General features: G+C 72.6%; 20 protein-coding genes and 1 riboswitch. Of the genes, 8 read left to right on the top strand and 12 right to left on the bottom strand.

The window, feature by feature from the left end; genetic code table 11:
• Positions 1–12 precede the first annotated feature (12 nt).
• The 3 genes from ACFWPQ_RS15880 to ACFWPQ_RS15870 all read left to right on the top strand — a co-directional run bounded on the left by ACFWPQ_RS15880 (position 13) and on the right by ACFWPQ_RS15870 (position 3,117).
• Positions 13–606, top strand: coding sequence for an ATP/GTP-binding protein (locus ACFWPQ_RS15880; RefSeq protein WP_361288016.1), 594 nt, complete (start codon positions 13–15; stop codon positions 604–606).
• The gene (locus ACFWPQ_RS15875; RefSeq protein WP_384034025.1) at positions 603–1,811 is read left to right on the top strand and encodes a cytochrome P450; all 1,209 of its coding nucleotides are present in this window, start codon (positions 603–605) and stop codon (positions 1,809–1,811) included. Before ACFWPQ_RS15880 ends, ACFWPQ_RS15875 begins: the two co-directional genes overlap by 4 nt.
• 79 nt (positions 1,812–1,890) lie before the next feature.
• The gene (locus ACFWPQ_RS15870; protein WP_384034022.1) at positions 1,891–3,117 is read left to right on the top strand and encodes a cytochrome P450; all 1,227 of its coding nucleotides are present in this window, start codon (positions 1,891–1,893) and stop codon (positions 3,115–3,117) included.
• 107 nt (positions 3,118–3,224) lie between these two features.
• On the opposite strand, the gene ACFWPQ_RS15865 is transcribed toward ACFWPQ_RS15870, so the two are convergent.
• Together ACFWPQ_RS15865 and ACFWPQ_RS15860 are read right to left on the bottom strand one after the other, a co-directional pair.
• Positions 3,225–4,388 carry an NAD-dependent formate dehydrogenase gene (locus tag ACFWPQ_RS15865; RefSeq protein WP_384034019.1) on the bottom strand — a complete coding sequence of 388 codons (1,164 nt, stop codon included), beginning with the start codon at positions 4,386–4,388 and terminating at the stop codon, positions 3,225–3,227.
• Between the two features lie 105 nt (positions 4,389–4,493).
• Positions 4,494–5,429: a LysR family transcriptional regulator gene (locus tag ACFWPQ_RS15860; RefSeq protein WP_384034016.1), complete on the bottom strand. Its 936-nt coding sequence runs from the start codon at positions 5,427–5,429 to the stop codon at positions 4,494–4,496.
• 148 nt (positions 5,430–5,577) lie between these two features.
• Here ACFWPQ_RS15860 and ACFWPQ_RS15855 point away from each other — a divergent pair, with 148 nt between their 5' ends.
• Together ACFWPQ_RS15855 and ACFWPQ_RS15850 are read left to right on the top strand one after the other, a co-directional pair.
• A complete protein-coding gene (locus ACFWPQ_RS15855) occupies positions 5,578–6,567 on the top strand; it encodes an aldo/keto reductase (RefSeq protein ID WP_361287419.1) in 990 nt (329 codons plus the stop codon).
• 54 nt (positions 6,568–6,621) lie between these two features.
• Entirely contained in the window at positions 6,622–7,794 is a 1,173-nt protein-coding gene (locus ACFWPQ_RS15850) for a PP2C family protein-serine/threonine phosphatase (protein WP_361287416.1), read from the top strand.
• A 33-nt stretch (positions 7,795–7,827) separates the two neighbouring features.
• On the opposite strand, the gene ACFWPQ_RS15845 is transcribed toward ACFWPQ_RS15850, so the two are convergent.
• Positions 7,828–9,477, bottom strand: a complete 1,650-nt coding sequence (locus ACFWPQ_RS15845; RefSeq protein WP_384034012.1) for a carboxylesterase/lipase family protein — start codon at positions 9,475–9,477, stop codon at positions 7,828–7,830.
• Between the two features lie 234 nt (positions 9,478–9,711).
• On the opposite strand from ACFWPQ_RS15845, the gene ACFWPQ_RS15840 reads away from it, so the two are divergent.
• Positions 9,712–10,497, top strand: coding sequence for an NPP1 family protein (locus ACFWPQ_RS15840; RefSeq protein WP_384034009.1), 786 nt, complete (start codon positions 9,712–9,714; stop codon positions 10,495–10,497).
• Between the two features lie 65 nt (positions 10,498–10,562).
• Here the strand turns inward: ACFWPQ_RS15840 and ACFWPQ_RS15835 are convergent, their stop codons facing one another.
• The 3 genes from ACFWPQ_RS15835 to ACFWPQ_RS15825 all read right to left on the bottom strand — a co-directional run bounded on the left by ACFWPQ_RS15835 (position 10,563) and on the right by ACFWPQ_RS15825 (position 12,611).
• A complete protein-coding gene (locus ACFWPQ_RS15835; protein ID WP_361287407.1) occupies positions 10,563–11,378 on the bottom strand; it encodes an SAM-dependent methyltransferase in 816 nt (271 codons plus the stop codon).
• A gap of 119 nt (positions 11,379–11,497) precedes the next feature.
• A complete protein-coding gene (locus tag ACFWPQ_RS15830) occupies positions 11,498–11,734 on the bottom strand; it encodes a DUF397 domain-containing protein (protein ID WP_174856016.1) in 237 nt (78 codons plus the stop codon).
• Position 11,735: 1 nt separating this feature from the next.
• The gene (locus tag ACFWPQ_RS15825; protein ID WP_361287404.1) at positions 11,736–12,611 is read right to left on the bottom strand and encodes a helix-turn-helix transcriptional regulator; all 876 of its coding nucleotides are present in this window, start codon (positions 12,609–12,611) and stop codon (positions 11,736–11,738) included.
• A 328-nt stretch (positions 12,612–12,939) separates the two neighbouring features.
• Between ACFWPQ_RS15825 and ACFWPQ_RS15820 the strand changes: the two genes are divergently transcribed.
• Positions 12,940–13,617: an ATP-binding protein gene (locus tag ACFWPQ_RS15820; protein WP_384034005.1), complete on the top strand. Its 678-nt coding sequence runs from the start codon at positions 12,940–12,942 to the stop codon at positions 13,615–13,617.
• A 210-nt stretch (positions 13,618–13,827) separates the two neighbouring features.
• On the opposite strand, the gene ACFWPQ_RS15815 is transcribed toward ACFWPQ_RS15820, so the two are convergent.
• From ACFWPQ_RS15815 to ACFWPQ_RS15795, 5 genes are all read right to left on the bottom strand, one after another.
• The gene (locus ACFWPQ_RS15815; RefSeq protein WP_384034003.1) at positions 13,828–14,079 is read right to left on the bottom strand and encodes a hypothetical protein; all 252 of its coding nucleotides are present in this window, start codon (positions 14,077–14,079) and stop codon (positions 13,828–13,830) included.
• Positions 14,080–14,107: 28 nt separating this feature from the next.
• Positions 14,108–16,240 (bottom strand): hypothetical protein, encoded by a 2,133-nt coding sequence (locus ACFWPQ_RS15810; RefSeq protein ID WP_384034000.1) that lies wholly within the window; start codon positions 16,238–16,240, stop codon positions 14,108–14,110.
• 102 nt (positions 16,241–16,342) lie between these two features.
• Positions 16,343–16,801, bottom strand: a complete 459-nt coding sequence (locus ACFWPQ_RS15805; RefSeq protein WP_384033997.1) for a flavodoxin family protein — start codon at positions 16,799–16,801, stop codon at positions 16,343–16,345.
• A 146-nt stretch (positions 16,802–16,947) separates the two neighbouring features.
• Positions 16,948–18,264, bottom strand: a complete 1,317-nt coding sequence (locus ACFWPQ_RS15800; RefSeq protein WP_384033995.1) for a lipase family protein — start codon at positions 18,262–18,264, stop codon at positions 16,948–16,950.
• A gap of 292 nt (positions 18,265–18,556) precedes the next feature.
• Positions 18,557–20,521 carry a DUF1996 domain-containing protein gene (locus tag ACFWPQ_RS15795; protein ID WP_384034391.1) on the bottom strand — a complete coding sequence of 655 codons (1,965 nt, stop codon included), beginning with the start codon at positions 20,519–20,521 and terminating at the stop codon, positions 18,557–18,559.
• A 417-nt stretch (positions 20,522–20,938) separates the two neighbouring features.
• Positions 20,939–21,115, top strand: a riboswitch (cyclic di-AMP (ydaO/yuaA leader).
• A 10-nt stretch (positions 21,116–21,125) separates the two neighbouring features.
• Between ACFWPQ_RS15795 and ACFWPQ_RS15790 the strand changes: the two genes are divergently transcribed.
• The gene (locus ACFWPQ_RS15790; protein WP_384033992.1) at positions 21,126–23,408 is read left to right on the top strand and encodes an NlpC/P60 family protein; all 2,283 of its coding nucleotides are present in this window, start codon (positions 21,126–21,128) and stop codon (positions 23,406–23,408) included.
• A 100-nt stretch (positions 23,409–23,508) separates the two neighbouring features.
• Here ACFWPQ_RS15790 and ACFWPQ_RS15785 read toward each other — a convergent pair whose 3' ends face one another.
• The gene (locus ACFWPQ_RS15785; RefSeq protein WP_384033989.1) at positions 23,509–24,567 is read right to left on the bottom strand and encodes an NAD-dependent epimerase/dehydratase family protein; all 1,059 of its coding nucleotides are present in this window, start codon (positions 24,565–24,567) and stop codon (positions 23,509–23,511) included.
• Positions 24,568–24,695: the final 128 nt, after the last annotated feature.

The raw sequence follows: 24,695 nt of genomic DNA, 5'->3' as shown, positions 1-24,695 counted from the left end.
GTGCGCACCCCGTTGGGTGCCTCCGCCGACAACGGCTTCAAGATCGTGGTCGTGGGCGGCTTCGGCGTCGGCAAGACCACCCTGGTCCGCTCGGTCAGCGAGATACGTCCCCTCAACACCGAGGAGACGATGACCCAGGCCGGCGAGGAGGTCGACGACATCCGGGAGGTGCGCGGCAAGTCCGCGACCACCGTCGCCTTCGACTTCGGCCGGATCACCCTGGACGCCCGCAACGTGCTGTACCTGTTCGGGGCGCCGGGCCAGGAGCGGTTCTGGTTCCTGTGGGACCGGCTGTTCTCCGGCACCCTCGGCGCGGTCGTCCTCGTCGACACCCGGCGGATCGGCGACTCCTGGTACGCCATCGACCGGCTGGAGAAGCACGGCACACCGTTCATCGTGGCCTGCAACCACTTCGGCGGGCCCGTGCACAGCCCCGAGGACGTCCGGCACGCCCTCGACCTGGATCCGCACGTCCCGCTGGTCGACTGCGACGCCCGCTCCCGGGAGTCCGGCAAGCAGGTGCTGATCACGCTCGTCCAGCACGTCAAGAACCGGTACGCCGGCCCGTCCGCACCGGCGGACCTGCCCCGACAGGAGTTCGTGTGACCCCCGATGCCGTGCCGCTCGGCGGCCCCCGGTTCCAGACCGAACCGGCGCGTCTGTACCGCGAGATGCGGCGCGACCACGGCGCCGTCACCCCCGTCGTGCTCGACGGTGACGTGCCCGCCTGGCTGGTCGTCGGCTACCGCGAACTGCACCAGGTGACCGGGGACCCGGTGCTGTTCAGCCGGGACTCGGACCTGTGGAACCAGTGGGACATGATCCCCGACGACTGGCCGCTGCTGCCGATGATCGGCCGCAAGCAGCCGTCGATCCTCTACACCGTCGGCGAACGGCACCGCGAACGGGCCGGCATGATCAGCGACGCGCTGGAGGCCGTCGACCCGTTCGAACTGCGCGGCCACGCCGAGCGGTTCGCGGACGAGCTGATCGACGGGCTGTGCACCAGCGGCGAGGCGGACCTGATCGGCCAGTACGCGATGCTGCTGCCGGTGCGGGTCCTCGCACGGCTGTACGGCTTCTCCGACGAGGAGGGCCCCGGCCTGGTCACCGCGCTCAACGACATGATCGACGGGCGTGAGCGGGCGCTCGCCGGGCAGATGCATCTGGCCACGTCGATGGCGCAGTTGCTGGCCGACCGGAAGGCGGACCCGGCCGACGACGTGGTGTCGCGGATGCTCCAGGACAAGAGCGGGTTCACCGACGAAGAGATCATGCAGGACCTGATGGTCATGATGGCGGCCGGGCACCAGCCGACCGCCGACTGGATCGGCAACTCGCTGCGCCTCATGCTCACCGACGACCGGTTCGCCGCCTCCCTGTTCGGCGGCCGCAACAGTGTCGCCGAGGCGATGAACGAGGTGCTCTGGGAGGACACCCCCAGCCAGAACATCGCGGGCCGCTGGGCCTCCCGCGACACCCAGCTGGGCGGCCGCCGGATCCGCGCCGGCGACCTGCTGATCCTCGGCCTGCAGGGCGCCAACTCCGACCCGCAGGTCCGCACCGACGCCTCCGCGCTGACCGGCGGCAACAACGCGCACTTCTCGTTCGGGCACGGCGAGCACCGCTGCCCGTTCCCGGCCCAGGAGGTCGCCGAGGTGGTCGCCCGGACCGGCATCGAGGTCGTCCTCGACCGGCTCCCGGACATCGACCTGGCGGTCCCGGCGGAGTCCCTCACCCGTCGGCCCTCGCCCTGGCTGCGGGGGCTGACCGAACTGCCCGTCCGGTTCACGCCCGTACCCACCCTCTGATCCGCACCTCGCACCGACAGACAGGCGCAGCACACCGAATGGCGCAGTTACCCGACCCTGCCCTGGGAGGCATGCCACGATGACGACCGGTACCGAACAAGCCCGGATCGCCCTCGACCCGTTCGTCACCGACCTCGAAGGCGAGAGCGCGCGGCTGCGCGCCGCCGGTCCGCTCGCGGCCGTGGAACTGCCCGGCGGGGTTCCCGTCTGGGCCGTCACGCACCATGCCGAGGCCAAGGCGCTGCTCAACGACCCGCGCCTGGTCAAGGACATCAACGTGTGGGGTGCCTGGCAGCGCGGGGAGATCGCGCCGGACTGGCCGCTGATCGGCCTCGCCAACCCCGGCCGTTCGATGCTGACCGTGGACGGCGCCGACCATCGCAGGATGCGCACGCTGGTCGCGCAGGCGCTCACCCCGCGCCGGGTGGAGCAGATGCGGGAGCGGATCGAGAAGCTCACCCAGGACCTGCTCGACGGGCTCCCGGCGGACGCGGAGACGGTCGATCTCAAGGCGGCCTTCGCCTACCCGCTGCCGATGTTCGTGGTCGCCGACCTGATGGGCATCGACGAGGCCGAACTGCCCCGGCTGAAGGTGCTGTTCGAGAAGTTCTTCTCGACGCAGACCCCGCCCGCGGAGGTCATAGCGACCCTCACCGAGCTGGCGGGGATCATGGCGGCGACGGTCGCCGCCAAGCGGGCCGAGCCCGGCGACGACCTCACCAGCGCGCTGATCCTGGCCTCCGAGGACGGCGACCACCTCACCGACGCGGAGATCGTCTCCACCCTCCAGCTGATGGTGGCGGCCGGGCACGAGACGACGATCTCCCTGATCGTCAACGCGGTGGTCAACCTCTCCACCCACCCCGGCCAGCGCGCCAAGGTGCTCTCCGGGGAGGTGGACTGGTCGGCGGTGGTCGAGGAGACCCTGCGCTGGTCCACCCCGACCTCGCACGTCCTGATCCGGTTCGCCACCGAGGACGTGCCGGTCGGCGACAAGGTGCTCCCGGCGGGCGACGCGCTGATCGTGTCGTACGCCGCGATCGGCCGCGACGAGAACGCGCACGGGCCGAGCGCCGGGGAGTTCGACGTCACCCGGGAGACGCAGAACCGGCACATCTCCTTCGGGCACGGCCCGCACGTCTGCCCGGGTGCGGCGCTCTCCCGCCTGGAGGCGGGCGTCGCGCTGCCCGCGCTGTACGACCGCTTCCCCGGCCTCGACCTCGCGGTACCGGCGTCCGAGCTGCGCAACAAGCCGGTGGTCACCCAGAACGACCTGTTCGAGCTGCCCGTCCGGCTGAACACCTGAGCACTCCGCTTTGAAGTGCCGCGATGTGCCGTCTGCCGACTGCGGTGCCGTCGTGGCTGGTCGCGCAGTTCCCCGCGCCCCCTTCGGGGCGCCTCCGCCGGACCCGCTCAGTGCGTGTGCACGGAGTACGACTTGGCTCCCGTGCCGGCCAGTCGGCCGCCGTCGACGATCAGGTATTCGTCGCGGATCGGCCGGCCGGCCAGCCAGGACTCCAGGATCTCCCGGGTGCCGGCCGCGTAGCGGGCCTGCGCGGAGAGGCTGGAGCCGGAGATGTGCGGGGTCATCCCCTGGTGCGGCATGGTGCGCCAGGGGTGGTCGGCGGGCGCGGGCTGCGGGTACCAGACGTCGCCCGCGTAGCCGGCCAGCTGTCCGCCGCGCAGCGCCCGGTCGACGGCGTCCCGGTCGACGATCAGGGCCCGGGCGGTGTTGATGAGATAGGCGCCGCGCTTCATGCTGCCCAGCAGCTCGTCGCCGAACAGGCCCTCGGTCTCCGGGTGCAGGGGCGCGTTGATGGTGACGACGTCGCAGTGCGGGGCCATGGCGGCCGCGCTCTCGTGGAAGGTCAGGTTCAGCTCGCGCTCGACGGACTCGGGCAGCCGGGTCCGGTCGGTGTAGTGCAGCTTCACGTCGAAGGGCGCGAGCCGGCGCAGCACCGCGAGCCCGATCCGGCCGGCCGCGACGGTCCCGACGTGCATGCCCTCCAGGTCGTAGGACCGGCTCACGCAGTCGGCGATGTTCCAGCCACCGTCGAGCACCACCTGGTGCGAGGGCAGGTAGTTGCGGACCAGCCCCAGGATCATCATCACCACGTGCTCGGCGACGCTGATGCTGTTGCAGTACGTCACCTCGGCGACCGTCACGCCGTGCGCGATCGCGGCGTCCAGGTCGACGTGGTCGGAGCCGATGCCGGCGGTGACCGCCAGCTTGAGGTTCGGCGCGGCGGCGATGCGCTCGGGGGTCAGGTACGCCGGCCAGAACGGCTGCGAGATCACGACGTCCGCGTCGGCCAGCTCACGGTCGAAGACCGAGCCCGCGCCGTCCTTGTCGGAGGTGACGACGAGGGTGTGGCCGGCTTTCTCCAGGAAGGAGCGCAGGCCGAGTTCGCCCGAGACGCTGCCCAGCAGGTGGCCGGGGGTGAAGTCGACCGCCTCGGGGGTCGGGGTGGTCTGGCCGCCCGGATAGTGGTCGATGACGGGGATGTCGTCGCGGGCGTAGCTCTTCGGGTATCCGTCGGTCGGGTCGTCGTACAGGACGCAGAGCACCTTGGCCATGGTGGCGGCTCCTCAACTCCGTTGCGGATGGGCGCCCTTCACGATCCTCGGAGACAACTGCGCAGGTCAAAGCGAATGTTGCTATGCCTTGATAGCCCGCTTCTATCATGGGGCGCGGCCGTCCAGGACCGCGTGCAGCCGGCTGTCGAGGGCGTCTCTCAGGCCCGCTTCCCGGGCGACCTTCACCAGGGCGCGGGCGAGCACGGACTGGGGTTCGCTGCGGGCGACGACGAGTCCGACCCGGGGGCCGTGGGCCGGGCCCTCCAGCGGGACGACGCGCATGCCCTCCGGTACGCCGAACATGTGCAGCCAGGCGTGCGAGATCACGCTGGACCAGCGGCCGCCGGGGAGGTGGGCGTACAGCCCGGCCACGCTGTCCGACTCGATCGCCGGGACGGGGGCGGCGCCGTCGGCGGCGAAGCAGTCGTCGATGATCCGCCGGTTGCGCATCCGCTGCCCGAGCAGGCACAGCGGGAGGGCGGCGGCCTCGGACCAGGTGGCCGTGACCGCGTCCCCGAGGGGGCCGCCGACCGGGGTGAGCAGGACGTACCGCTCCTCGTAGAGCGGGAAGCGGCGGACGTGGCGCAGTTCGTCGTCGTCCAGGTAGGTCATGGCCGCGTCCAGCTCGAACTCGGCGAGGCCGCGCCGGATGTCCGCGGACGACAGGGACTCCATGGCCACCCGGGCGTGCGGATGCCGGTCGCAGAAGGGGCCGGTGAGGAGCGAGGCGACGGGGACGGCGGTGGGGACGATGCCGAGGCGCAGGGTGCCGGTGAGGCCGTCCCGCAGCGCCGACAGCTCCTGGCGGAGCGCGTCGCCCTCGGCGAGGATGCGGTGCGCCCACGCGAGGACGACCTCGCCTTCGGGGGTCAGGCCCTCGTAGCGGCGGCCGCGACGCACGATCGGCACCGCCAGTTCGTGTTCGAGCCGCCGTATCGCGGCGGACAGCGAGGGCTGCGAGACGTGGCAGGCGGCGGCCGCCCGGCCGAAGTGCCGTTCCCGGGCGAGCGCGACGAGGTATTCGAGCTGGCGCAGCAGCATGCGGCCTCCGCGGGCGGGCTCGGCGACGGGTTCTGGTACGGCTCCGGGTCCAGGTGTACCGGATCGGCGCCGCCCGTTTGACTTCGAGTGCTCTTCAAGTCGTAGCGTCCATGAGGAGAACGCGTCAGCGGGAAAGGCTGGGAGTCACATGCGACAGCGCAATCTGCGGGATCTTCAGGTGAGCAGCATCGGCCTCGGGTGCATGGGCATGTCCGCCTTCTACGGCACCGCCGACGAGGACGAGGGCGTGCGGACCATCCACCGCGCGCTGGAACTCGGTGTCACCTTCCTCGACACCGCGCAGCTCTACGGGCCGCTCACCAACGAGTCGCTCGTCGGCGAGGCGGTCCGGGGGCACCGGGACGAGTACGTGATCGCCACCAAGTTCAACTACCGGATGGACCACGCCGTGCCCGGCGACATGAGCAGCATCGGCCCGCAGGACGGCTCGGCCGAGCACGTCCGCAGCTCGGTGCACGGCTCGCTGCAGCGCCTGGGCACCGACTACATCGACCTCTACTACCAGCACCGCGTCGACCCGAACGTGCCGATCGAGGAGACCGTCGGCGCGCTGGGCGAACTGGTCGCCGAGGGCAAGGTGCGGCACATCGGGCTGAGCGAGGCCGGTCCCGAGACGATCCGGCGGGCCCACGCGGTCCACCCGGTCACGGCCGTGCAGACCGAGTACTCGCTGTGGTCGCGCGACCCCGAGGACGGGGTGCTGCCGACCTGCCGGGAGCTGGGCATCGGGTTCGTCCCGTACTCGCCGCTGGGCCGCGGCTTCCTCGCCGGCCGGTTCTCCTCCCCGGACGACCTCGACGCGAACGACTGGCGCCGCACCGGTCCCCGCTTCACCGGCGACAACCTCGACGCGAACCTGCGGCTGGCCGCCAAGGTGAAGGAGATCGCCGCCGAGAAGGACGTCACCCCGGCGCAGCTGGCCCTCGCCTGGGTGCTGGCGCAGGGCGACGGCATCGTGCCGATCCCGGGCACCAAGCGCGTCGGCTACCTGGAGCAGAACGCGGGCGCCGTCGACGTCGAGCTGACCAAGGAGGACCTGGCCCGTATCGAGGCCGAGGTGCCCCGGGCGGCGGGCGAGCGCTACGACGAGGCCGGGATGCGCTCCGTGGACCTCTAGGGTGCCCTCCGGCGCGCGGTGGCCGGTCCCCCGGCCGTGGCGCACGCTGGTGGCATGGGCAAGCTGCAGAGCTGTGCGACGGGGCTGCGGCGCTCGTGGCAGTCGTCGCACGCGCTGCTGCTGCTCCCGATCATCCTCATCCTGGTGATCACGGTGGCGGACCTCCGCACGCCGAAGGACATCCATCTGGGCCCCGCCCTGGTCATCGCCCCGGCGCTCACCCCGTCGTTCGCCGGTCCCCGGTCGACCGCGCTGGTCGGGGCGCTGGCGGTGGCCGCCCAGGTGGTGATCGCCGTGTTCCACGGCGGTCTGACCACCGCCAACCACATCGTGCAGATCGTCACCCTGACGCTGCTCTCGGTGATGGTGGTGATCTACAGCGCGGTCCGCGAGCGGCGCCGTGCCCAGCTGGCCCAGGTGCGCACGGTCGCGGAGGCGGCGCAGCACGTCCTGATGTGGCCGCTGCCCGAGCACATCGGCCCGCTGCGGATCGCCTCGCTGTACCTGGCCGCCGAGGACGAGGCGCAGATCGGCGGTGACCTGTACGCGGCCACCCGCTGCGACGGCGAGGTCCGGGTCATGATCGGCGACGTGCGGGGCAAGGGGCTGTCCGCGATCGGCGAGGCGGCCCTGCTGCTCGGCGCCTTCCGGGAGTCCGCGCACCGGCACGTCACGCTGCCGGACCTGGCCGCCGCCCTGGAGCAGAGTGTGCAGCGGTACGCGGCGGACCTGGAGCCCCCGGAGGAGGCGGGCGAGCGGTTCGCCACCGCGCTGCTGGTCGAGATCCCCGACGAGGACCCGGTCACCCGGATGACCAGCTCCGGCCATCCGCCGCCGCTGCTGCTGAGCCCGGGGCACGCGGTCACCGTGCCGAGCCTGCACCCGTCGCCGCCGCTCGGCGTACCCGAGGCGGGCGGCGCCGAGCACACCCTGGACGTGTTCTCCTTCGAGCCCGGTGACACCCTGCTGCTCTACACCGACGGTGTCGTAGAGGCCCGGGACGCGCAGGGCCGCTTCTACCCGCTCGCCGAGCGGGTGGCGCAGTGGACCGACGCCGCTCCGGAGGCGCTGATGCATCACATCCGGCGCGACCTGCTGGCGCACGCCGGCGGCCACCTCGGCGACGACGCGGCTCTGATCGCCCTGCAGCGCACCCCGACCGTGCACCACCGTCACCACCACGGCATCCTCGGCCACGGCTCGGCCCACGACTCCGCCCGGGCGTAGCGGGCCCCGGGCCCCGGGCCTCGGAACGCGGCCTCAGAACTCCGTGGTCTGCGACTGCAGGTACGTCTTCAGGAAGGCGAGTTTGGCGTCGCTGTCGGCCACCGCGAGCGTGCCGAAGTTCGCGCCGAGCTCCATGGTCTGCGGGGTGTCGGTGGCGAGGGCGGGCCAGTTGGCCAGGGAGGACCCGTTCGGGTCGCCGCCTGCCGCGAAGCGGGCGACGTAGGAGGCGGTGGTGTCGGCGATGTCGTAGTCCTTGGAGGTCCAGGGGCGGTCGGTGTTGTAGAGGTAGCCGAGCAGGTAGTAGACGTCGGAGCCCTCGAAGGCGCCGGTCGCGCCGGTGCCGACGACCGGGTTCGTGTCGTCGTACCCGGGCGGGACGCGGGTCCAGAAGTAGGTGTGCACGGCGCTGGAGTTGGCGGCCGTGTCCTTGAACTGGGTCGCCCACAGGAAGGCGGAGACGCGTTCCTCGTCCCGGGCGTAGGCGCTGTACTGCTGGGCGGCCGCCGTGTCGCTGTCCGCCGGGTACAGGCCGAGGAAGGTGTCCGCGAGACCCAGCGGGCCGAACTCGGACCGGGCGTAGGCCTTGAACGCGTCGAGCGTCAGCTTCAGGTCGGGCGAGGCGCCGTTCGCGTCCTTGCAGACACCGGTGAGGACGGGCACGTCGGTCTCGGCGCAGGCCTTCAGTACGGCGGTGTAGCTGTCGGGCAGGACGTATCCGTCGAGGACGTGGCCGAAGTCGGCGGTGGTGTCGGCGGCGGCCAGGGTGACGATGTCGTCGGCGTCCAGCGCGCGCAGGGCCGCGAGATCGGCGGCGCCCGACCGGGCGGCGAAGTCGGTGCCGTCGGCCTCGGCGTCGGCGAGGCTCCGGTAGCGGCCGGTGCCCCGGGCGAGTCCCGGGTCCTTCGTGTACCGCACGCCCGAGGAGAGCAGCGCGCGGTGGTAGAGGCCCTTGGCGCGCCGGGACGCGAGCAGGATGTTCACGATGGAGGCGCCCTGTGCCCAGCCCGCCAGGGTGACCCGGTCCGGATCGCCGCCGAAGGCGCCGATGTTGCGCTGGACCCATTCCAGCGCGGCGACGACGTCCAGGATCCCCCAGTTGCCGGAGCCGTCGTACACGGACTCGGCGGTCAGCTCGGGGTGGGCGAGACCGCCGAGCGGGCCGACCCGGTGGTCGAGGGTCACCACGACCACGCCCTTGGACGCCAGCAGGGAGCCGTTGTAGATCTCCTGGCCCGACCACAGGGCCTGCTCGCCGCCGTACAGCCAGACGAGGACGGGGCGGCTGTTCCCCGAACCGGTGGCCGACGTCCAGATGTTGAGGTTCAGGCAGTCCTCGCCCAGCTCGGGCACCTGGTCGGCCGGGATGCCCGTGACGGGCTGCGGGCAGGCAGGGCCCCAGGAGTCGGCGGCCCGGACCCCGCTCCAGGAGGGGGCCGGCTGCGGCGGGCGCCAGCGGTTGGCGCCCGCGGTGGTGTCGGCGTACGGGATGCCCTTGTAGACGGTGACGCCCCGCAGGCTGCCCTGGACTCCGGTGACCTGGCCGGACTCCGTTGAAATCACCGTGGCGGCCGCGGTCTTCGCCTCGGCCGGTGTGGCCAGCGTGCCGAGGAGTCCGGCCGCGGCTGCGGCGCCGAGGAAGCCGCGCCGGTTCAGCCGGGCGGAGGGCATGTCTGTGTCGCTCACTGGGGGTTCCCTTTCGGGCGGTGGGGGGGCGGACGAACCGACGAGCAGCCTGACCACCGACGGAGCGCACGGCAACCGCAACCGGGGGACTCACAGCAGGTCAACAGCGTCTGACAGCAAGGCAGTTGGGCCGTCTGTTCAATTGTCTTTGGGTCAAAGTTAAGTCGTAAGGGTGGTCACCGGCCGGAGCCGACTGCCAGACTCCGCATCGCCTTTCACCGACAGGGAGCCCACATGCCCGACCTGCAGTCCCCCACCCGCAGACGGCCGCTGCGCAAGGCCCTCGCCGCTGCCCTCGGCGCGCTCGCGCTGGTCGTCGCCGTGCCCGCCACCGCGCACGCCGACGTCCTGACCCTGCTGCCGCAGAACGCCGACGGCCTGGAGCAGACGTTCTCCCCGGCCTACGACTACGACGGCGACGGCTGCTACACCACCGCCGCGATCGGCGCCGACGGCACTATCAACCCCGGTCTCTCGCTCGGCGGTGACGTCAACGGCCACTGCCACGACTACGCGCAGCTCGCCAACGCCAACACCTACTCGCGCGAGAAGTGCAACAACGGCTGGTGCGCGGTGATGTACGCCAGCTACTTCGAGAAGGACCAGGCGACGTACGGGCCGCTGGCCATCGGTCACCGGCACGACTGGGAACACGTCATCGTGTGGATCCAGAACAACCAGGTGCAGTACGTCTCGGTGTCGCAGCACAGCAGCTACCAGGTGGCGGCCGCCTCGGCGATCCGGTTCGACGGCACCCACCCGAAGATCGTGTACCACAAGGACGGCCTGTCCACCCACGACTTCCGGTTCGCCAACTCCAACGACGACCCGCCGGAGAACGTGACCGGCGGCTGGTTCTTCCCGCGGCTGGTGGGCTGGGACGGCTACCCGGCGGGCTACCGCGACAAGTTGATGAACGCGGACTTCGGCGACGCCACCATCAAGATCAAGGACGGCTCGTTCAACGCCAACCTGGGGTACTCCATGCCGTCCGGGATCTCGTTCGACCCGAACGCCTGAGCCGGCCTGCTGGAACGACCGTGCCGGGGCCGGGAAGGTGAGCCGGGCCCCGGCACGGAGTCATGTCACGGCTTGCGGGCGACCGCTCCGTACATCGCGATGTCCTCGTCGCGGATGCCCTGTTCGCCGGTGCCGTCCGGGTGCCACTTGTGCACCTGGACGATGCCCGGCTCCACCAGCTCCAGGCCGTCGAAGAACGCGTGGGCCTCGTCGATGGTGCGCAGCCGCATCGGCATGTTGCGGGCCGCGTACTCGCGGGCGACCCGGCCCACCTCGTCGGGCGCGAACTCGGCGGTGCCGATGGACATCGCCAGGTAGCTGCCCGACGGCAGCGGTTCGAGCAGCCGCCGGACGACGCCCACCGCGTCGTCCGCGTCGAGCATGAAGTGGACGATGGCGATCACCGTGAGCGCGACCGGCTTGTCCAGGTCGAGGGTCTCGCGCAGCTCGGGGGCCTCGTAGAGGTCCGTCAGGTCGCGGAAGTCCGCCTCGATGTACGCCGTCCGGCCCTCCGGCGTGCTGGAGAGCAGGCCCTGGGACAGGGTGAGGACGATGGGGTCGTTGTCCACGTAGACGACCCGGGAGTCGGGGGACACCGCCTGGGCTATCTCGTGGAGGTTCGGGGAGGTGGGGATGCCGGTCCCGACGTCCAGGAACTGGCGCATCCCCGCCTCCTCGGCGAGCCAGCGCACGGCGCGGTTCATCCAGTCGCGGTTGGCGCGCATGTGGATCGGGAGCGCGGGCCACTCCCGGGACATCGCGTCACCCGCCTCCTGGTCGGCGGGGTAGTAGTCCTTGCCGCCCAGGATGTAGTCGTAGATCCGCGCGGAGTGCGCGTTCTCGGTGTCGATGCGGTCGGCCGGCCATCCGTTGTCGGGCAACGCCGTGTCTCCCATTCAGGTGAGGGATGCGGGGGTGTTCGGTGGGCTGCGGGTGGTGCGTCAGGTGTGGGGGGTTGGTTGAACGATCAGCTATAGCAAGGAAGTTCCGGGAAATCCGATCACATCAGGAAGTCGGCGTCACCCGCCTTCACTCCGGACAGGAAACTCGTCATCTCACGGGGCGTGAAGACCAGCGCCGGACCGTCGGGGTCGGTCGACTGGCGTACCGCGACCCGGCCGTCGGCGAGCTTCTTCACTTCCACGCAGGCGCCGCCGGCGTCGTCGCTCCACGGCTTGGACCAGCCGCGCGCGCCGAGTTGCCGGGACGGAATGCCGTTGTGTATGGGGTGGTGCACGTCAGAGCTCCTTGCGAATCGCACCGAGGAAGGCCTCGGTCTTTCTGGCGGGCGCTGCCTGCGCGCCCAACCGGTCCAGGGCCTCGCGATAGACCACGACGTCGTCGCTCTTGTCCAGGTAGACGGCGCCCACCAGGCCGTTGAGATAGACGATGTCGGGCAGTTCGGGGGCCCGGAACCGGAAGAGGTGGTACGCACCCGCGCGCATGGCGGGGTGCGGGCCGTTGGCGAACGGCATGATCTGCAAGGTGACGTTGGGGAGCCGGTTGATCTCGATCAGGTGGTCGACCTGGGCGCGCATGACCTCGGACCCGCCGACCGGCCAGCGCAGCACCGTCTCGTCCATCACGACCCACAGTCGCGGGGGTGCCTCCCGGGTGATCAGTTCCTGGCGGCGCATGCGCAGCGCCACCATGCGCTCGGTCGCCTCGCCCGGCGCGTGCGGGTTGCCGGCGCCGAGCAGGGCGGCGGCGTACTGTCGGGTCTGCAACAGGCCGTGCACGAACTGGTTCTCGTAGGCACGGATCTGCAACGCCGCCTGTTCCAGGCTGAGATACGCGGCGAACCAGTCCGGCATCACATCGCGGTAGGTGTGCCACCAGCCGCGCTTGTTGGCCTCGCGCACCGACTGCAGGAAGGTGTCGACCTCCTGGCGGTCCGTCACACCGTAGACCTGCAGCAGCTTCTCGGCGTCGGCCAGCCGGAGCCGGGCCACCTTGGCGGCCTCCATCCGGCGGATCGTGGAGTGGCTCACCCCGATCGCGGCGGCCGCCTGCTCATAGGTCAGTCCGGCCCGGGTCCGCATCTCCTCCAGCTGTCTGCCGAGGATCATGCGCAGGACGGAAGGGGCTCCGCCCCAGTCGGTCTCCGAGGTCACGCCCTACCCCCTCACACCAGGTTTCAGGGTCACCGTCTCATGTGGTTGTGATCGTTCACGGACTCGTTCGATCACTTCCTGTCGGGGAGCAGCATGCACTTCGCTTCTTGCAATTTTCAACTTGCCGGTTGCGAGGCGATGTTGGCAGATGCCAGAGTGGAGGCACTGCTCCGGCCGACCAAGGAGCAGGCGAAGCAGTCCAGTTGGGGGAGACTGAGCTGCGGCCCGGCGCCGCCCAGGCACGGGTCGTCGTCTGCCCCCGAGCGGCCCGGGGCGGACGCGAACGCTCAGCCCCCACGCTGCGAAGCCGGACGAAAGGCGCACGGCGATGGCCCCGCCCTCTCTCCCCCAGCCACTCGACCGACTGCCCGAGGACCACATACCCGGTCTGCCGCGGCCCGCCCTGGCGGCCGCGGCCGAGGGCCCGCACCGCCCGTCGGACGCGACGGGCATCCCCAGACCACCCGGAGGCGAACGCCTCGGTCGACTCCCTGGGCCGCAAGGCCTCGACCGGTTCGCCTCCGGGGACCGTCCCGCCGTGCTCAGCCGGGCCTTCGACCTGGCGCCGACGCCGCGCGCGGTGGGCAACGCCCGCCGGAGCGTGGGCGAACTGCTCGGTTCGTGGGGCGTGTGCGAGGAGGCCCGCGACAACGCGGTCCTGGTGACCTCGGAACTGGTCACCAACGCGATCGTGCACTCGGCCGGCCGGCGGATCATCTGCCGGGTGCACGCCGACGCCGACCGGATCCGGATCGAGGTCGAGGACCAGAACAACGGGAGCATCGTGCTCCCGGCGCCCCGGCGGGCCAGACCCGACGAGCAGAACGGCCGCGGCCTGTTCCTCGTCGACGCCCTCAGTGTCGACTGGGGCGTCACGGCCGCGCCGGAGGGGCGGCCCTCCGCCCGCGTCGTCTGGGCCGAGCTGTCGACGGCACCGGACGCACCGCTCACCACCCCCCACAGCTCAGGAGGCCCTCCGACCCATGGACCGTCCCCCCACTCCTGACCCCGCCGCCGACCCGTCCTGGACCCGCACCCGCCCCAAGCCCGGCCCGGAACAGCCCCACACCGCTCCGGCCGGCACCGCCACACGCTGAGCCGGCACGGCCACACCGCGGCCGGGACGCCACCGTCCCGGCCGCGCCGCATGTCCGCCGGGCCGCGTGTTCGCCACACCGTGCGTTCACCACACCGCGTGTTCGGGGGCCGCACCCGCTCACTCCGCCGCATGCGTCAGCAACGTGGTAGCGGCCGACCGCAGTTGTACCGCCGCGGTCACACAGGCCGTCGCCTGCCGCTCGAGGGCGGCGCGGCACCGCTCCGGCGCCCCGGCACAGTTGCCCAGCGTCTCGGCGGCGCCCCGCAGCCGTTGGGCGTAGCCGTCCATCCGGTCCGCGTCGACTCTCAGGTCGTCCACGTACGCGAGGAGTTCCGGGGCGGCGGTGACGGGGCGGGACTGGGTCGCCATGGGGCTCACCTGTCGTCGGGGGGGATGCCTAGCGCGGCAGCACCGCGCCGGCGCTTCTGCGGGCCGTGAACCGGGGGCTGGACAGTACGAACCCGGGTCGTACGGCGTCGAGTTCGAGGATCTGCAGGTACCGGGCGAGCGGCCCGTGGGCGCCGTCGAGGCGCAGCCGCAGCCGGGGGCGGGCATGGACGCGCGACCTGCCGTGCGCGCGCACCAGGGTGCGTACGGTGCTCCCGCCCCGGCGCCCGTAGAGCACCCAGTCCGCCTCGGGACAGCGGGCGCCGGGGCCCGGGCGGCCCTCGACCGAGACACCCAACTCGGGTGCGTACACGCGCAGTTCCCGTCCCTGCAGATCGACGTCGGCGGTGCCGCGCACGGCCGGCTGGGCCCAGATCTCCTCGGCCACCGCCCGCGCCTCCTCCGTGCCGACGGCCAGCGCGACCACGTACCGTCCGGTGCGGCGCAGGTCGGCACGGCGCAGCAGGTCCGCGGCGAGGTCGTAGGCGCGCGGCCGCCAGAGGTCGTCGACCAGCACCGACAGGCCGAGCTCGGTGTAGGGGCCGATGGTGGTGCAGCGGTGCTCGTAGAGGGAGAGCACGGCGAGGGCGCGGCGGCCGAGCCGGGCGGGGACCAGCCAGGCGACGTCGGGCAGCAGGCTGCCGGCCACGTCCGTGTCGACCGGGAAGCACAGGTGCGCGGCCGAGGAGTCGTAGTAGCGCACCGGGACGTCGACCGGGCCCGCCGAGGTGGCGACGCTGGTGGTGGGGACCGCCAGGAAGGGATAGCCCTCCGGTGGGCGGGCGCGGTCCCTGAGCCGGTAGACGCGGGTGCGTTCCACCGGGCCCCGGTAGGGGGCGAGGGCCTGGTCGACGTCGGCGCGGGCCTGCGGGATCACCGTCTCCAGGTGGTCGATGTAGACGCGGAGCAGGTGGCAGTGCGGGAACTCGCGGGTGGGCCCGGTGTAGTCGACCCGGTAGCGGTTGGGGTGCGGGGCGCCGGGGCCGTCCAGGGCCGGGACGATGTCGTGCCGGTTGGTGATGCCGGCGACCCAGGTGCGCGGGTCGGCGGGCCGGCGGTCGTCCACCCGCGCGCCGACGGCGATCACATGGGTGACCCGGTAGGCGCGGCAGAACTCGTCGTCCTGCGCGAGGTTCAGCAGCGCGATCGCGCCCTCGCCGTGCCCGACCAGCGCGAGGTCGGCGCCGCGCGGGATGCCGTGGTCGCGGATGGCCAGCAGGACCGAGCGGGTGTACGGCGAGTCGGACAGGAACAGGTTGCGCCAGGCGCCGGCGAAGTCCTGCGGGGAGTCGTCGCGGGGGCGGCCGGGGGAAGCGCCGGGCGCCTGGACGACGTACCGGAGCACACCGTCGGGGCCGCGTACCTCCTGGACGAGGACGCGGCCGTCGCCGGCGAGCACGTCGATGTTGCGCAGGAAGCCGAGGAAGGAGCCCTCGGTGGCGAGGAGCCGGGCCTCCTGGGCGGTCGGTTCGACGGCCTGGGCGGCGCCCTCGCCCCTGGCCGGTACGGAGAGGTGGGAGGCGTCGAGGCCGCCGGCCGGGCCGGCCGCCAGCTCCCGGCCCGCGGCCAGGGCCCAGGCCGTCTCGTCGCTCAGCGGATCCTCGTCCAGCAGGCCCCGGATGGCGAGGAGTTCGGCCAGGATCGGGGCGAGCGCGGACAGCGAGCGCTGGGCGCCCTGGTCCTTGAAGAGGGCCCGCAGCGCGCGGACGGCCTCCGGGACGTGGTCGGCGCTGACGGCGTCCGTCAGCCGGCGCATGCCCGGGTCGTGGCCGAACTCGGGGTGGTCGAGGAGTACGGCGGCGATCCTGAGCCGCAGCGAGCTCACCGCCACCTGCGCGGCCAGGCTCTCCCGGCCCAGCGCCTCCCCCGCCGCGCCGAGCAGATGGCCGACGCCGTCCGGCGCGACGATCGCCGAGCCGCCGAGGCCCTGCTTGTTGGTGAGCGTCCGCAGCAGCGCCCAGCGGGCGGCCAGGCCGGTTCGCGGGCGGCGGCGCGCGGAACCCGTCAGCGCCGGGGAGAACAGGACGGAGCTGGTCCGCGCGGAGACCTCGCGGATGCCCTCGGCGACGGCCACCACGTCACGGGCGCAGTCCCGCAGCAGCTCCTCCGCGGGCGGCCCGGAGGCACGGCGATGCGCTGCCATCCGGCGCTCCCTGGGATCGACGACATGGCCTGGTCCCATCGTGTGCCCTGGATCCGGTGCCCGCACCTTCGTCCGTCCGGGTGATCGGCACCCGGAACCGGGTCAGGCGTCGGTGGCGAGGCCGGCGGCGACCGTCGCGCCCAGTTCCCAGCACGCCTCGATGTCGGGCTTGCCGGGCTCGCCGGTCACCGTGACCGGTTCGGCCGCCCGGCGCCAGCCGAGGCCGGTGGTGATGGAGTCGAGGGCGCGCAGGGCGCCCGTGACGTCGTTGCCGCCGTGGACGTAGGCGCCGAAGGGGCGGCCGCGCGTCTCGTCCAGGCACGGGTAGTAGATCTGGTCGAAGAAGTGCTTCAGGGCACCGGAGAGGTAGCCGAGGTTGGCCGGGGTGCCGAGCAGGTACCCGTCGGCCGCGAGCACGTCGGCGGCGGTGGCGGAGAGCGCCGCCCGCCGCACGACCCGCACGCCCTCGATCTCCGGGGTGGTCGCCCCGGAGACCACGGCCTCGAACATGGCCTGGCAGTGCGGTGAGGGGGTGTGGTGGACGATCAGCAAGGTGGGCACACCCGCACCCTGCCGTGCGGTGCCCGCCGACGGCAAACGGCGGCGGGCGGCGGGCGGCGCTCAGGGCTGTGAGCGTTCCGGGCCGTGCGTTCCGGGCCGTGCGTTCCGGGCCGTGCGTTCCGGGCCGTGCGTTCAGGACCGCACGTTCAGGGCTGTACCGGCATGCTCCAGCAGTTGGAGACGGCCGGTACGCCGGACAGCCGGGCCGTGAGCCAGGCGATGGCGTCGCCCTGGTCGGTGAGCAGGGGTTCGAGGTGGTTCAGCAGGGCGCGGCCCGCGTCCGGCAGGAGGACCGGCACGTAGGTGACGTTCGCTCCCTCGCCGCACCAGTCGACGGCGAGGCGCCGCGCCTGTGCGTGCGGGACGAGGTCGTCGCTGACGCCGGTCGCCAGCCGGACCGGGCTCGCCGCTGCCGTCGTACCGATGCGCTGTTCGTCGAGGAAGGCCTGGAGGGCGGGCTCCCCGGCGACGACCTCGGCGATGGAGCTGCCGTCGTCCGTCCAGGCGGAGCTGTGTACCGAGCCGTAGGCGAGGAGCGCGTCGCCGACGCACATCGTCGACAGGTCGGCGAGGGCGGCCCGACCCGCCGCGCCCAGGTGGGCGTCGACGATCGGCTCGAGGGCCGGGTCGGACTGGACGAAGCCGTTGACCGCCCAGCCGAGGGCGCCGGCCAGGTCGCTGCCGTCGATGGCCGCGGTGACGGCGGTGAGGTCGGCGGGCGGCGCCCCGGCGTAGCTGCCGGAGAGGGTGATGTCCGGGGCGTAGGCGGGCTGGAGTTCGGCGGCCGCTGCGGTCGCGCCGCCGCCCTGGCTGTAGCCGAAAAGGCCCACCCGCGAGGCGGCGGTGACCGAGGCACCGGGGAGGTTGCGGGCGGCGCGTACGGCGTCCAGGACGGCGTGGGCTCCGTCGAGCCGGTTGACGTAGGTGTGGAGCCGGTCCGTGGCGCCGAGCCCGACGTAGTCCGTGACGACCACCGCGACGCCCTCGGCGAGCAGCCGGTAGATCGACAGGTCCTCGTAACCCACCGACACCGTCTGGCCGTTGAGGACCAGCGGGTACTCCAGGCCCATGGAGGCGGCGCACTGGTCGCCCTGCCCCATGGTGCCGGGGGCCAGCGCGACCAGCGGACGGGCGCCGGGGCCCAGCCAGGGCAGGGTGGGCTCGATGTAGGCGCCGGTGACGGCGACGGGGTGGCCCGCCGAGTCGGTGGACTTGTACATCAGGCGGGTTGCGGTCCCCGGCAGCGGCCCTGGCAGGCTCGGCAGGCTCAGGGCCAGCGGGAGGGGTTCGGTGCGGACCAGGGCGCCGTCGGCCGTGGGCAGGGTGGCCGGCGGGTCGTAGAAGGCGGGGATGGTGACGCCCCTGGAGACCTCCGCCTGCGAGGCCGTGGCCTGCAGGGTCTGGAGGCAGAGGCAGGCCGCCGCGGTGAGGGCGGTGGCCAGCAGTCGAACGCGGACGCGCATGGGGAACCTCCTGGACGTGCTGGACGTGGGAGGTGCGGAGGACGTCCCCGGAGCGGCCGACGGGGCGGGTGCGGTTTACCCGACGGTAACGAGAAATGCCTTACCGGCGGTAGCAGCCGTCAGGTTACGGTTCAGTAATGTGACGCGCAGTCAACAGCGGTCCTGCGGAAGCGCATTCGCCCGAGAGTCCCGTAGACATGCACCCGGGCGGGCCCGACAGCGCGGAGCACGATGAGATGCTCCGCGCGTTCGAGCCCGCCCGGGACGCGCCGCGCGCGGCGTTCGAGAAGGGTCAGACCGAGTTGCGCCGGGTGCGCCACAGCAGCGCGCCCCCGGAGGCCAGCAGCAGACCGCCGAAGACCGCGGGCCACAGGTGGGCGCCGGTCTCGGCGAGACCGCCCTGGACCGCCTGGGGCTCGGTCTGGGGCTGCGTCCCGGAGCCGGTGCCCGGGGTCTCCTGGCCGGCCGGGACGGCGGCCGCGGTGTCCACCGGCGTGGCCGCGGCACCCTCGGTCGGCGCCTCGGTGTCCGGCCGCTCCGTCGGCTTGCTGATGACGCCGCCGCCCGACGACTTCGTGGTCGACGTCTTCTTCGGCGACGCGCTCGCGTAGACCCTCGGCAGCTCGGTGCCGCCGGAGGCCGGGGTGGAGGCGTCGTCCGAGGCGGGGGCGGTCTCGGTGGCCGGGGTGTCGGCCGGCGGCTCGGACGACGGCTGCTCGGTCGCCGGCTCGGACGGCTCGGCGCTCTGGGTCTCGGCCGGCGGGGCGACCGGGCTCGCGGTGCCGCTCGGCTCGGACGGCTCCGCGCTCTGGGACGGCGGCTGCTCGTCGGCCCCCGCACCGCACGTGCGGCCGGAGTTGATGCAGTCGACCATCTTCCGCATCAGGCTCTCGTCGAAGACGTTGATGAAGTCGCCGTGGTCGGTGACGGGCTTGTGCAGCTGCTCGGGGAACGAGTCCACCGCGAACAGCGGGACCGTACGGCCGCCGTCCTGGAGGCTCGGCGCGTCCACGTCGTAGACGATGCGCTGCACCAGCTGCGGGATGGCCTGGAAGCCGGCCGGGCAGCTGCCGTCGGGGGCCTCGAAGGCCACATGGGTGCGGTGGTTGGCGCTGTCGATGTTCCGGCCGTCCCAGCAGCTCTGGAACCTGAACGTGCGTACGACGTCACTGCCCGAGGGGCAGAGCGGGTACTTGTCCTTGAGCTGCCGGTCCTCGAACCCGGTGCAGCTCCAGGAGGCGTTGGCGTTGCCCGGGCCGTTGACGAACGCCTTGGCGTCGCCGGTGATGATGCGCAGCAGCCGCGGCATCTCGGTGACCTTGGAGGTGGGGTTGCCCTCGAAGGTCAGCGTGACCTCCTTGGCCGTGACGATCTGCCCGGCGTTGCCCTCGGTGCCGCCGCCCGGCTTGTCGGCGTCCCGCTCCTGCTTGCCGTTCTGCAGCCGCAGCACGGGCCAGTAGTACGTCGACTTGTCACCCTGGTCCGCGCAGCTGGTGTCGGCGTTCGCGAGGTCGTCGTCGCTGGCGAAGGCGTTGTTGGACTGGTTGCCGATGTAGTCGTGGAAGTGGTGGGCGCCGTTGGAGACACCGGGCGCGACGATCACGTTGTCCGAGTTGAACAGGCCGTTCGCGTTGACGCCGCAGCTGGAGGAGAAGGTGCCGGTGGAGCCGCCGGACTGTTCGGCCGGGGTGGTGACATTGGGCTGCACGGAGGTGATGTCCGCATAGTCGGCGGCGACCGGCCCGTTGCCGCCCTGGCCGCCGGCGCCGGTGCCCTGGCTCGGCGCGGCGCTGCCCTGGCCGCTCTGGCTCGGCGTGGCACCGCCCTGGGGGGCCGCGGACTGCCCGTCGCCCTGGGTGGAGGAGCGCAGGGTGCACGCGGCGAGGTCGTCCAGGCCCTGCGGGCGGTCGCCCTCGCGGCCGATGGCGTCGGCGATGCGCTGCAGCGACTCGGACCGCTTCTCCTTCAGCGGGCTCATGATCGTCTGGTCGGCGAGGCCGGGGTTCTGCTCGATCTCCGCGGCGGACTCGGTGAGTTGCTGATACGCGGCCACGATCTGCTGGTCCAGCTGGGCGAGTTCGTTGTCGACGTCGGCCCGCGCCCCGTCGGGTACCGCCGTCAGCCGGCTGCCGACGTCGGGGCAGTAGATGGTGGGCGCGGACAGCACCTGGCCGGTGGCGACCTGGGTCTGCTGGTCCCCGCCCTCGGTGGCCGAGGCATAGACGTTCACCGCGACCAGTCCCCCGCCGCCGAGCATCAGGGCGACCGCTGCGAAGGTCGCGCGTTGTGCGCCGGTCGGGCGTCTGCGCCTGTTGCGTCTCAAGGTCGTTCCCCTGCGTCTCGTGGTCGGCGGGACATGGAAATCCCCGGCCCTATACGGGCCGCGGCGCCATCGTGTTCAACAGACCCACGAATTCACGGCGACCTCACAGAAAGCGCGTGTCCCGGAACGGTCACGGAACAGGGGGACGCAACCGACGGCAACGCCCCGGTGACCCTGCGAAAGCAATGGATGCGCGCGAAATGCCGTCCCGTACGGTCGAGTTCCGAACGCTAAGACGAACATCACAAATACGTATCGGACATTACGCACTTCAACCTTCACACGAGTGACACAAGTTGGCTAAGTTGACGGGCAAGCCGCTCGGCTCCCTCCGGCGAATCCCGCCGGGCCGCGCGGCCTCCGCCGAATCCGGTGCCTTCCAGGGGCGAATCCGGAACCGGGGACCCAACCGAACCACTGGGGTGAATCGGCCGGACGTCCGTGAGGACGGCGGCCGTAGGGCATGCCTTCCGGACTTCACAGCCCGAACCCGACAGCTAACTCGGTAGGCGGAGTACGGAAGGAGCACGACCCCTCAATGGCGCCCGAGAGCCGTGACGAGGTTCGGCAGCGGATCAACAGCCTCTACGACCAGGCCGAGAACGCCACCGGGAACTACAACGCCACGCGCGCGATGAGCGGGGGTTCACGCTCACGCGGTGTCCCGCTGTTCAAGCGGCCCCGTCGCGACGACCCGGGCCTCGACAACATCGCCCGGGAGTGGTTCGACGGCGCCCGTTCGAAGCTGGGGCCGAGCGTCCCGGCCGCACTCCCCTCCGACCGGCAGCCGGCCCGGCCCGGCCCGCGGCGTCCCGTCAGCGCCATGGCCGCCGACCTGCTCGGCCAGCTGGAGGGCTCCGGCCCGGCCCGGCTGGAGCTGACCGCGGGTCCGTCCGCGCAGACCGACTTCGAGGTCGTCCGCGAGCTGCCGCCCCCGAGGCCGGAGCAGCGCGCGGTGGCCGCGCTCGAAGCTGCCCCGGCCGCCCAGCCGGTTCCGTCCGCACAGCCCGTGCCGACCGCGCAGACCCCGTGGCCCACGCCCGAGGCCCAGGCCGCAGCGCAGCAGTGGGCTGCTCCCCCCGTCGGCATACCGAGCCAGCGGACCGACAGCGGCTCCTTCCGGACCGACGCCCTCGCCGCCACCCGCGCGATCCCCGCGGTGACCGAGACGGGCGGCATCCCGATCGTGTCCGCGACCGACACGGGTACGTTCCGCATCATGACCCCGGGCGGTACCAGCGCCAGCCGTGCCACGCCCCCGGCGGACCCGACCGGCTTCCGCGTCATGACCCCGGGCGGCCCGGGCACCGGCAGCTTCCCCGGGGTGCCCCCGATGGACGCGGGCCCCGCCCCCGCCCAGACCATGGCTCCGGTGGCGGCTCCGGCTCCGGCTCCGGCTCCGGCGGACATGACCGGCTTCCGCATCATGACCCCGGGCGGCTCGGGCACCACGGCGTTCCCGGGTGTGTCTCCCCTGGACATGGACACCGCCCCCGGCCAGGCTGCGGCTCCGGCTGTGGGGGACACCGGCTCCTTCCGCATCATGACGCCGGGCGCCACGGGCTCGTTCCCGATGCCGACCTCGGCCGACGCGGGAGCCTTCCCGACCGCGGACCCCATGAGCACCGGCGTCTTCCCGACCGCGGCGCCCACGAACTCCGGCGCCTTCCCGACCGCCGCCCCCACCGACTCCGGCGCCTTCCCGACCATGGCGCCCGCCGCCGCTGCCCCCGCCCCGGCTCCGATGGACATGGGCGGCTTCCGGGTCATGTCGCCGAACGCGACCGCCGGTTACGCCGAGGTGCCCCAGGCCGCCGCCGACACCGCCTACGCCACCGCCGCGTACGCGACGGCGGCACCCGCCACCCCCGCGCCCATGGCCCCCATGCAGCCGGCCGCCTCCTACGCCGCGGCGCCCGCCCCGGACATGGCCGACGCCGCCTACGCCTATGCCGGAGCCATGCCGCCCGCCGACACCGCGTACACGTACGCCGGAGCCATGGCACCCGCCGACGCCGCCTACGCGTACGCCGGAGCCATGCCGCCCGCCGACGCCGCCTACGCGTACGCCACCGCCGCGATGCCCACAGCGATGGCAGCGCCCCCTGCCGCGATGCCCGCGCCGATGGCGGCACCCATGCAGGCGCCGATGCAGGCACCCTTGGCGGCACCCATGCAGGCGCCCATGCAGGCACCCATGGCGGCACCGATGGCCGCACCGATGCAGGCGCCCCCCATCGCCGCGACGGCCGCGGCGCCCATGGCCATGGCCGCACCGCCCGAAGCGATGATGATGGCCGCGCCCGCCATGGCGATGGCCACCGCCGCCCCGGTCATGACGGCTCCGCTCCCCACCACCCCCCTGCCGACCGCACCCCCCCAGGTCGCCGCCCCGGTCCCCACCGTGGCCGCAGCCACGCCCGCGCCCGGTGTCTTCGTCCAGCCCGGCGCCGTGGCCGAGCCGGGCAAGGCCATGAAGGCGCTGGCGTTCGCGCGGGAGCAGATCGGCCGGCCGTGCGTCTGGGGGGCGACCGGTCCGGGGGCCTACGACTGCTCCAGCCTCACCCAGGCCGCCTGGCGCGCCGCCGGTGTCACGCTGCCGCGCAGCGCGCCGGAGCAGACGCTGGCCGGCACCCCGATGACGCTGGCCGCCATCGAACCGGGTGACCTGGTCTTCTTCTTCGACGACGACAGCCACGTCGGGATCTACGCGGGCGGCGGCACGATGGTGCACGCGCCGAGCCCCGGAGCGCTGATCCGCGAGGAGTCGATCTACAACGCCGGGGAGTCGGCGATCCACCGGGTGATCCGCCCGGCCTGACCACCTGGCCTCCCTGCCCCTCTGGCCCCTCTGCCCCCTGGCCCCTTTGGCCCCTCTGCCCCCTGGCCCCTTTGGCCCCTCTGCCCCCTGCCCGTCGGGCTCAGACCCTCCGCCGCCGCGTGCGCCAGCTCTCGTGGTGGTCCAGGAGGGTCTCCTCGACGGGCCGGTAGGCAAGGCCCAGTTCGCGGACGCTCCGGCCGTTGTCGACGCGGAAGCGGATGCCGAGGTGCTTGCGTATGTAGTCCTGGGTGAGGCCGAAGAGCGGCCCGAGGACCCGTACCGGCCCGTGCGGGAGCGCGGTGCGCGGCAGGCGCGGGTCCCAGGGGTGGCGTCCGCGGATGATCCGGGACATCTCGTGGAAGGACGTCATCGTCTCGTTGGCCACGATGTATCGGCCGCTCGCCGCCGGGTTCTCCGCCGCCGCGATGTGCGCGTCGGCCACGTCGCGGACGTCGGCGGTGGTGAAACTGAAGTCCGGGGCGCCGTAGCAGAAGTAGCCCTTGAACAGCTCGTCGAGCAGGAAGAGGCTGCCGGACTCGGAGGCGGGCGTGAGGGAGGGGCCGAGGATCAGTCCCGGGTTGATCGAGACCAGGCGCCAGCGCTCCTGGGCGGCCTCCGCGTCCCAGGCGGCGCGCTCGGCGACCGTCTTGGCGTAGTGGTAGGGGTTGTTCGCCACCGTGCTGGTGGTGTTGAAGTACTTCTCCGTCAGCACCTCGCCGGCCATCTCGCGGACATCGGCGTAGTCGCCGAAGATCGCGCCCACGGTGGAGGTGAAGACCAGGGTCGTCACCTCCGGGGTGCGCTCCACGCTGCCGAGGACGTTGCGGGTGCCGAGCAACGCCGGGTCCACCACGTCCCGTTGACCGTCCTTGATCCGCTCGGGCATCAGGAACGGCGAGGCCACGTGGAAGACGGTCGCGCAGCCCCGGAACGCCTCGTCGAAGGACCCGTCGCCGAGCAGGTCGGCCTCGAACAGGTCCAGTTGGCCCGGGAAGGCCTCCTGGAGCTCCCACAGCGGTCGTACCTTCGTCGCATCGGAGGCGCGGCGGACCGTCGCACGGACCCGGTACCCGCGCTCCAGCAGCCGCCGTACCAGATGGCTGCCGACGAATCCGCTGCCGCCGGTCACCGCGACGGTCGTCTCCCCGCGTGCGTCCACGCTTCCACCCCTCGCCCTCGGGCCACCGCGCCTCGGTGCGCCGCAGAGGACAGGTTGGTGCATGGGCGGGGCACCCGCCAAGCGCCCGGCGGCCCCTGTGGCGTCCCACAAGCCACCCGGAAGCCATC

The organism is Streptomyces sp. NPDC058464, assembly GCF_042721035.1.
Lineage (GTDB): Bacteria > Actinomycetota > Actinomycetes > Streptomycetales > Streptomycetaceae > Streptomyces.
Note: the sequence above shows the minus strand (reverse complement) of the source record. Positions and strands in the feature narration are given on the sequence as shown.

Bases quoted from the DNA above. Each gene is read 5' to 3' on its own strand.
- ACFWPQ_RS15795 (WP_384034391.1), bottom strand. From the start codon at position 20,521: ATGCTCGGCGGCGGGGGACTGGTCGCGGTGAACGTCTATGCCTCGGCC.
- ACFWPQ_RS15790 (WP_384033992.1), top strand. From the start codon at position 21,126: ATGGCGCCCGAGAGCCGTGACGAGGTTCGGCAGCGGATCAACAGCCTC.
- ACFWPQ_RS15865 (WP_384034019.1), bottom strand. From the start codon at position 4,388: ATGGCCAAGGTGCTCTGCGTCCTGTACGACGACCCGACCGACGGATAC.
- ACFWPQ_RS15870 (WP_384034022.1), top strand. From the start codon at position 1,891: ATGACGACCGGTACCGAACAAGCCCGGATCGCCCTCGACCCGTTCGTC.
- ACFWPQ_RS15820 (WP_384034005.1), top strand. From the start codon at position 12,940: ATGGCCCCGCCCTCTCTCCCCCAGCCACTCGACCGACTGCCCGAGGAC.
- ACFWPQ_RS15815 (WP_384034003.1), bottom strand. From the start codon at position 14,079: ATGGCGACCCAGTCCCGCCCCGTCACCGCCGCCCCGGAACTCCTCGCG.
- ACFWPQ_RS15810 (WP_384034000.1), bottom strand. From the start codon at position 16,240: ATGGCAGCGCATCGCCGTGCCTCCGGGCCGCCCGCGGAGGAGCTGCTG.
- ACFWPQ_RS15860 (WP_384034016.1), bottom strand. From the start codon at position 5,429: ATGCTGCTGCGCCAGCTCGAATACCTCGTCGCGCTCGCCCGGGAACGG.
- ACFWPQ_RS15840 (WP_384034009.1), top strand. From the start codon at position 9,712: ATGCCCGACCTGCAGTCCCCCACCCGCAGACGGCCGCTGCGCAAGGCC.
- ACFWPQ_RS15855 (WP_361287419.1), top strand. From the start codon at position 5,578: ATGCGACAGCGCAATCTGCGGGATCTTCAGGTGAGCAGCATCGGCCTC.
- ACFWPQ_RS15800 (WP_384033995.1), bottom strand. From the start codon at position 18,264: ATGCGCGTCCGCGTTCGACTGCTGGCCACCGCCCTCACCGCGGCGGCC.
- ACFWPQ_RS15850 (WP_361287416.1), top strand. From the start codon at position 6,622: ATGGGCAAGCTGCAGAGCTGTGCGACGGGGCTGCGGCGCTCGTGGCAG.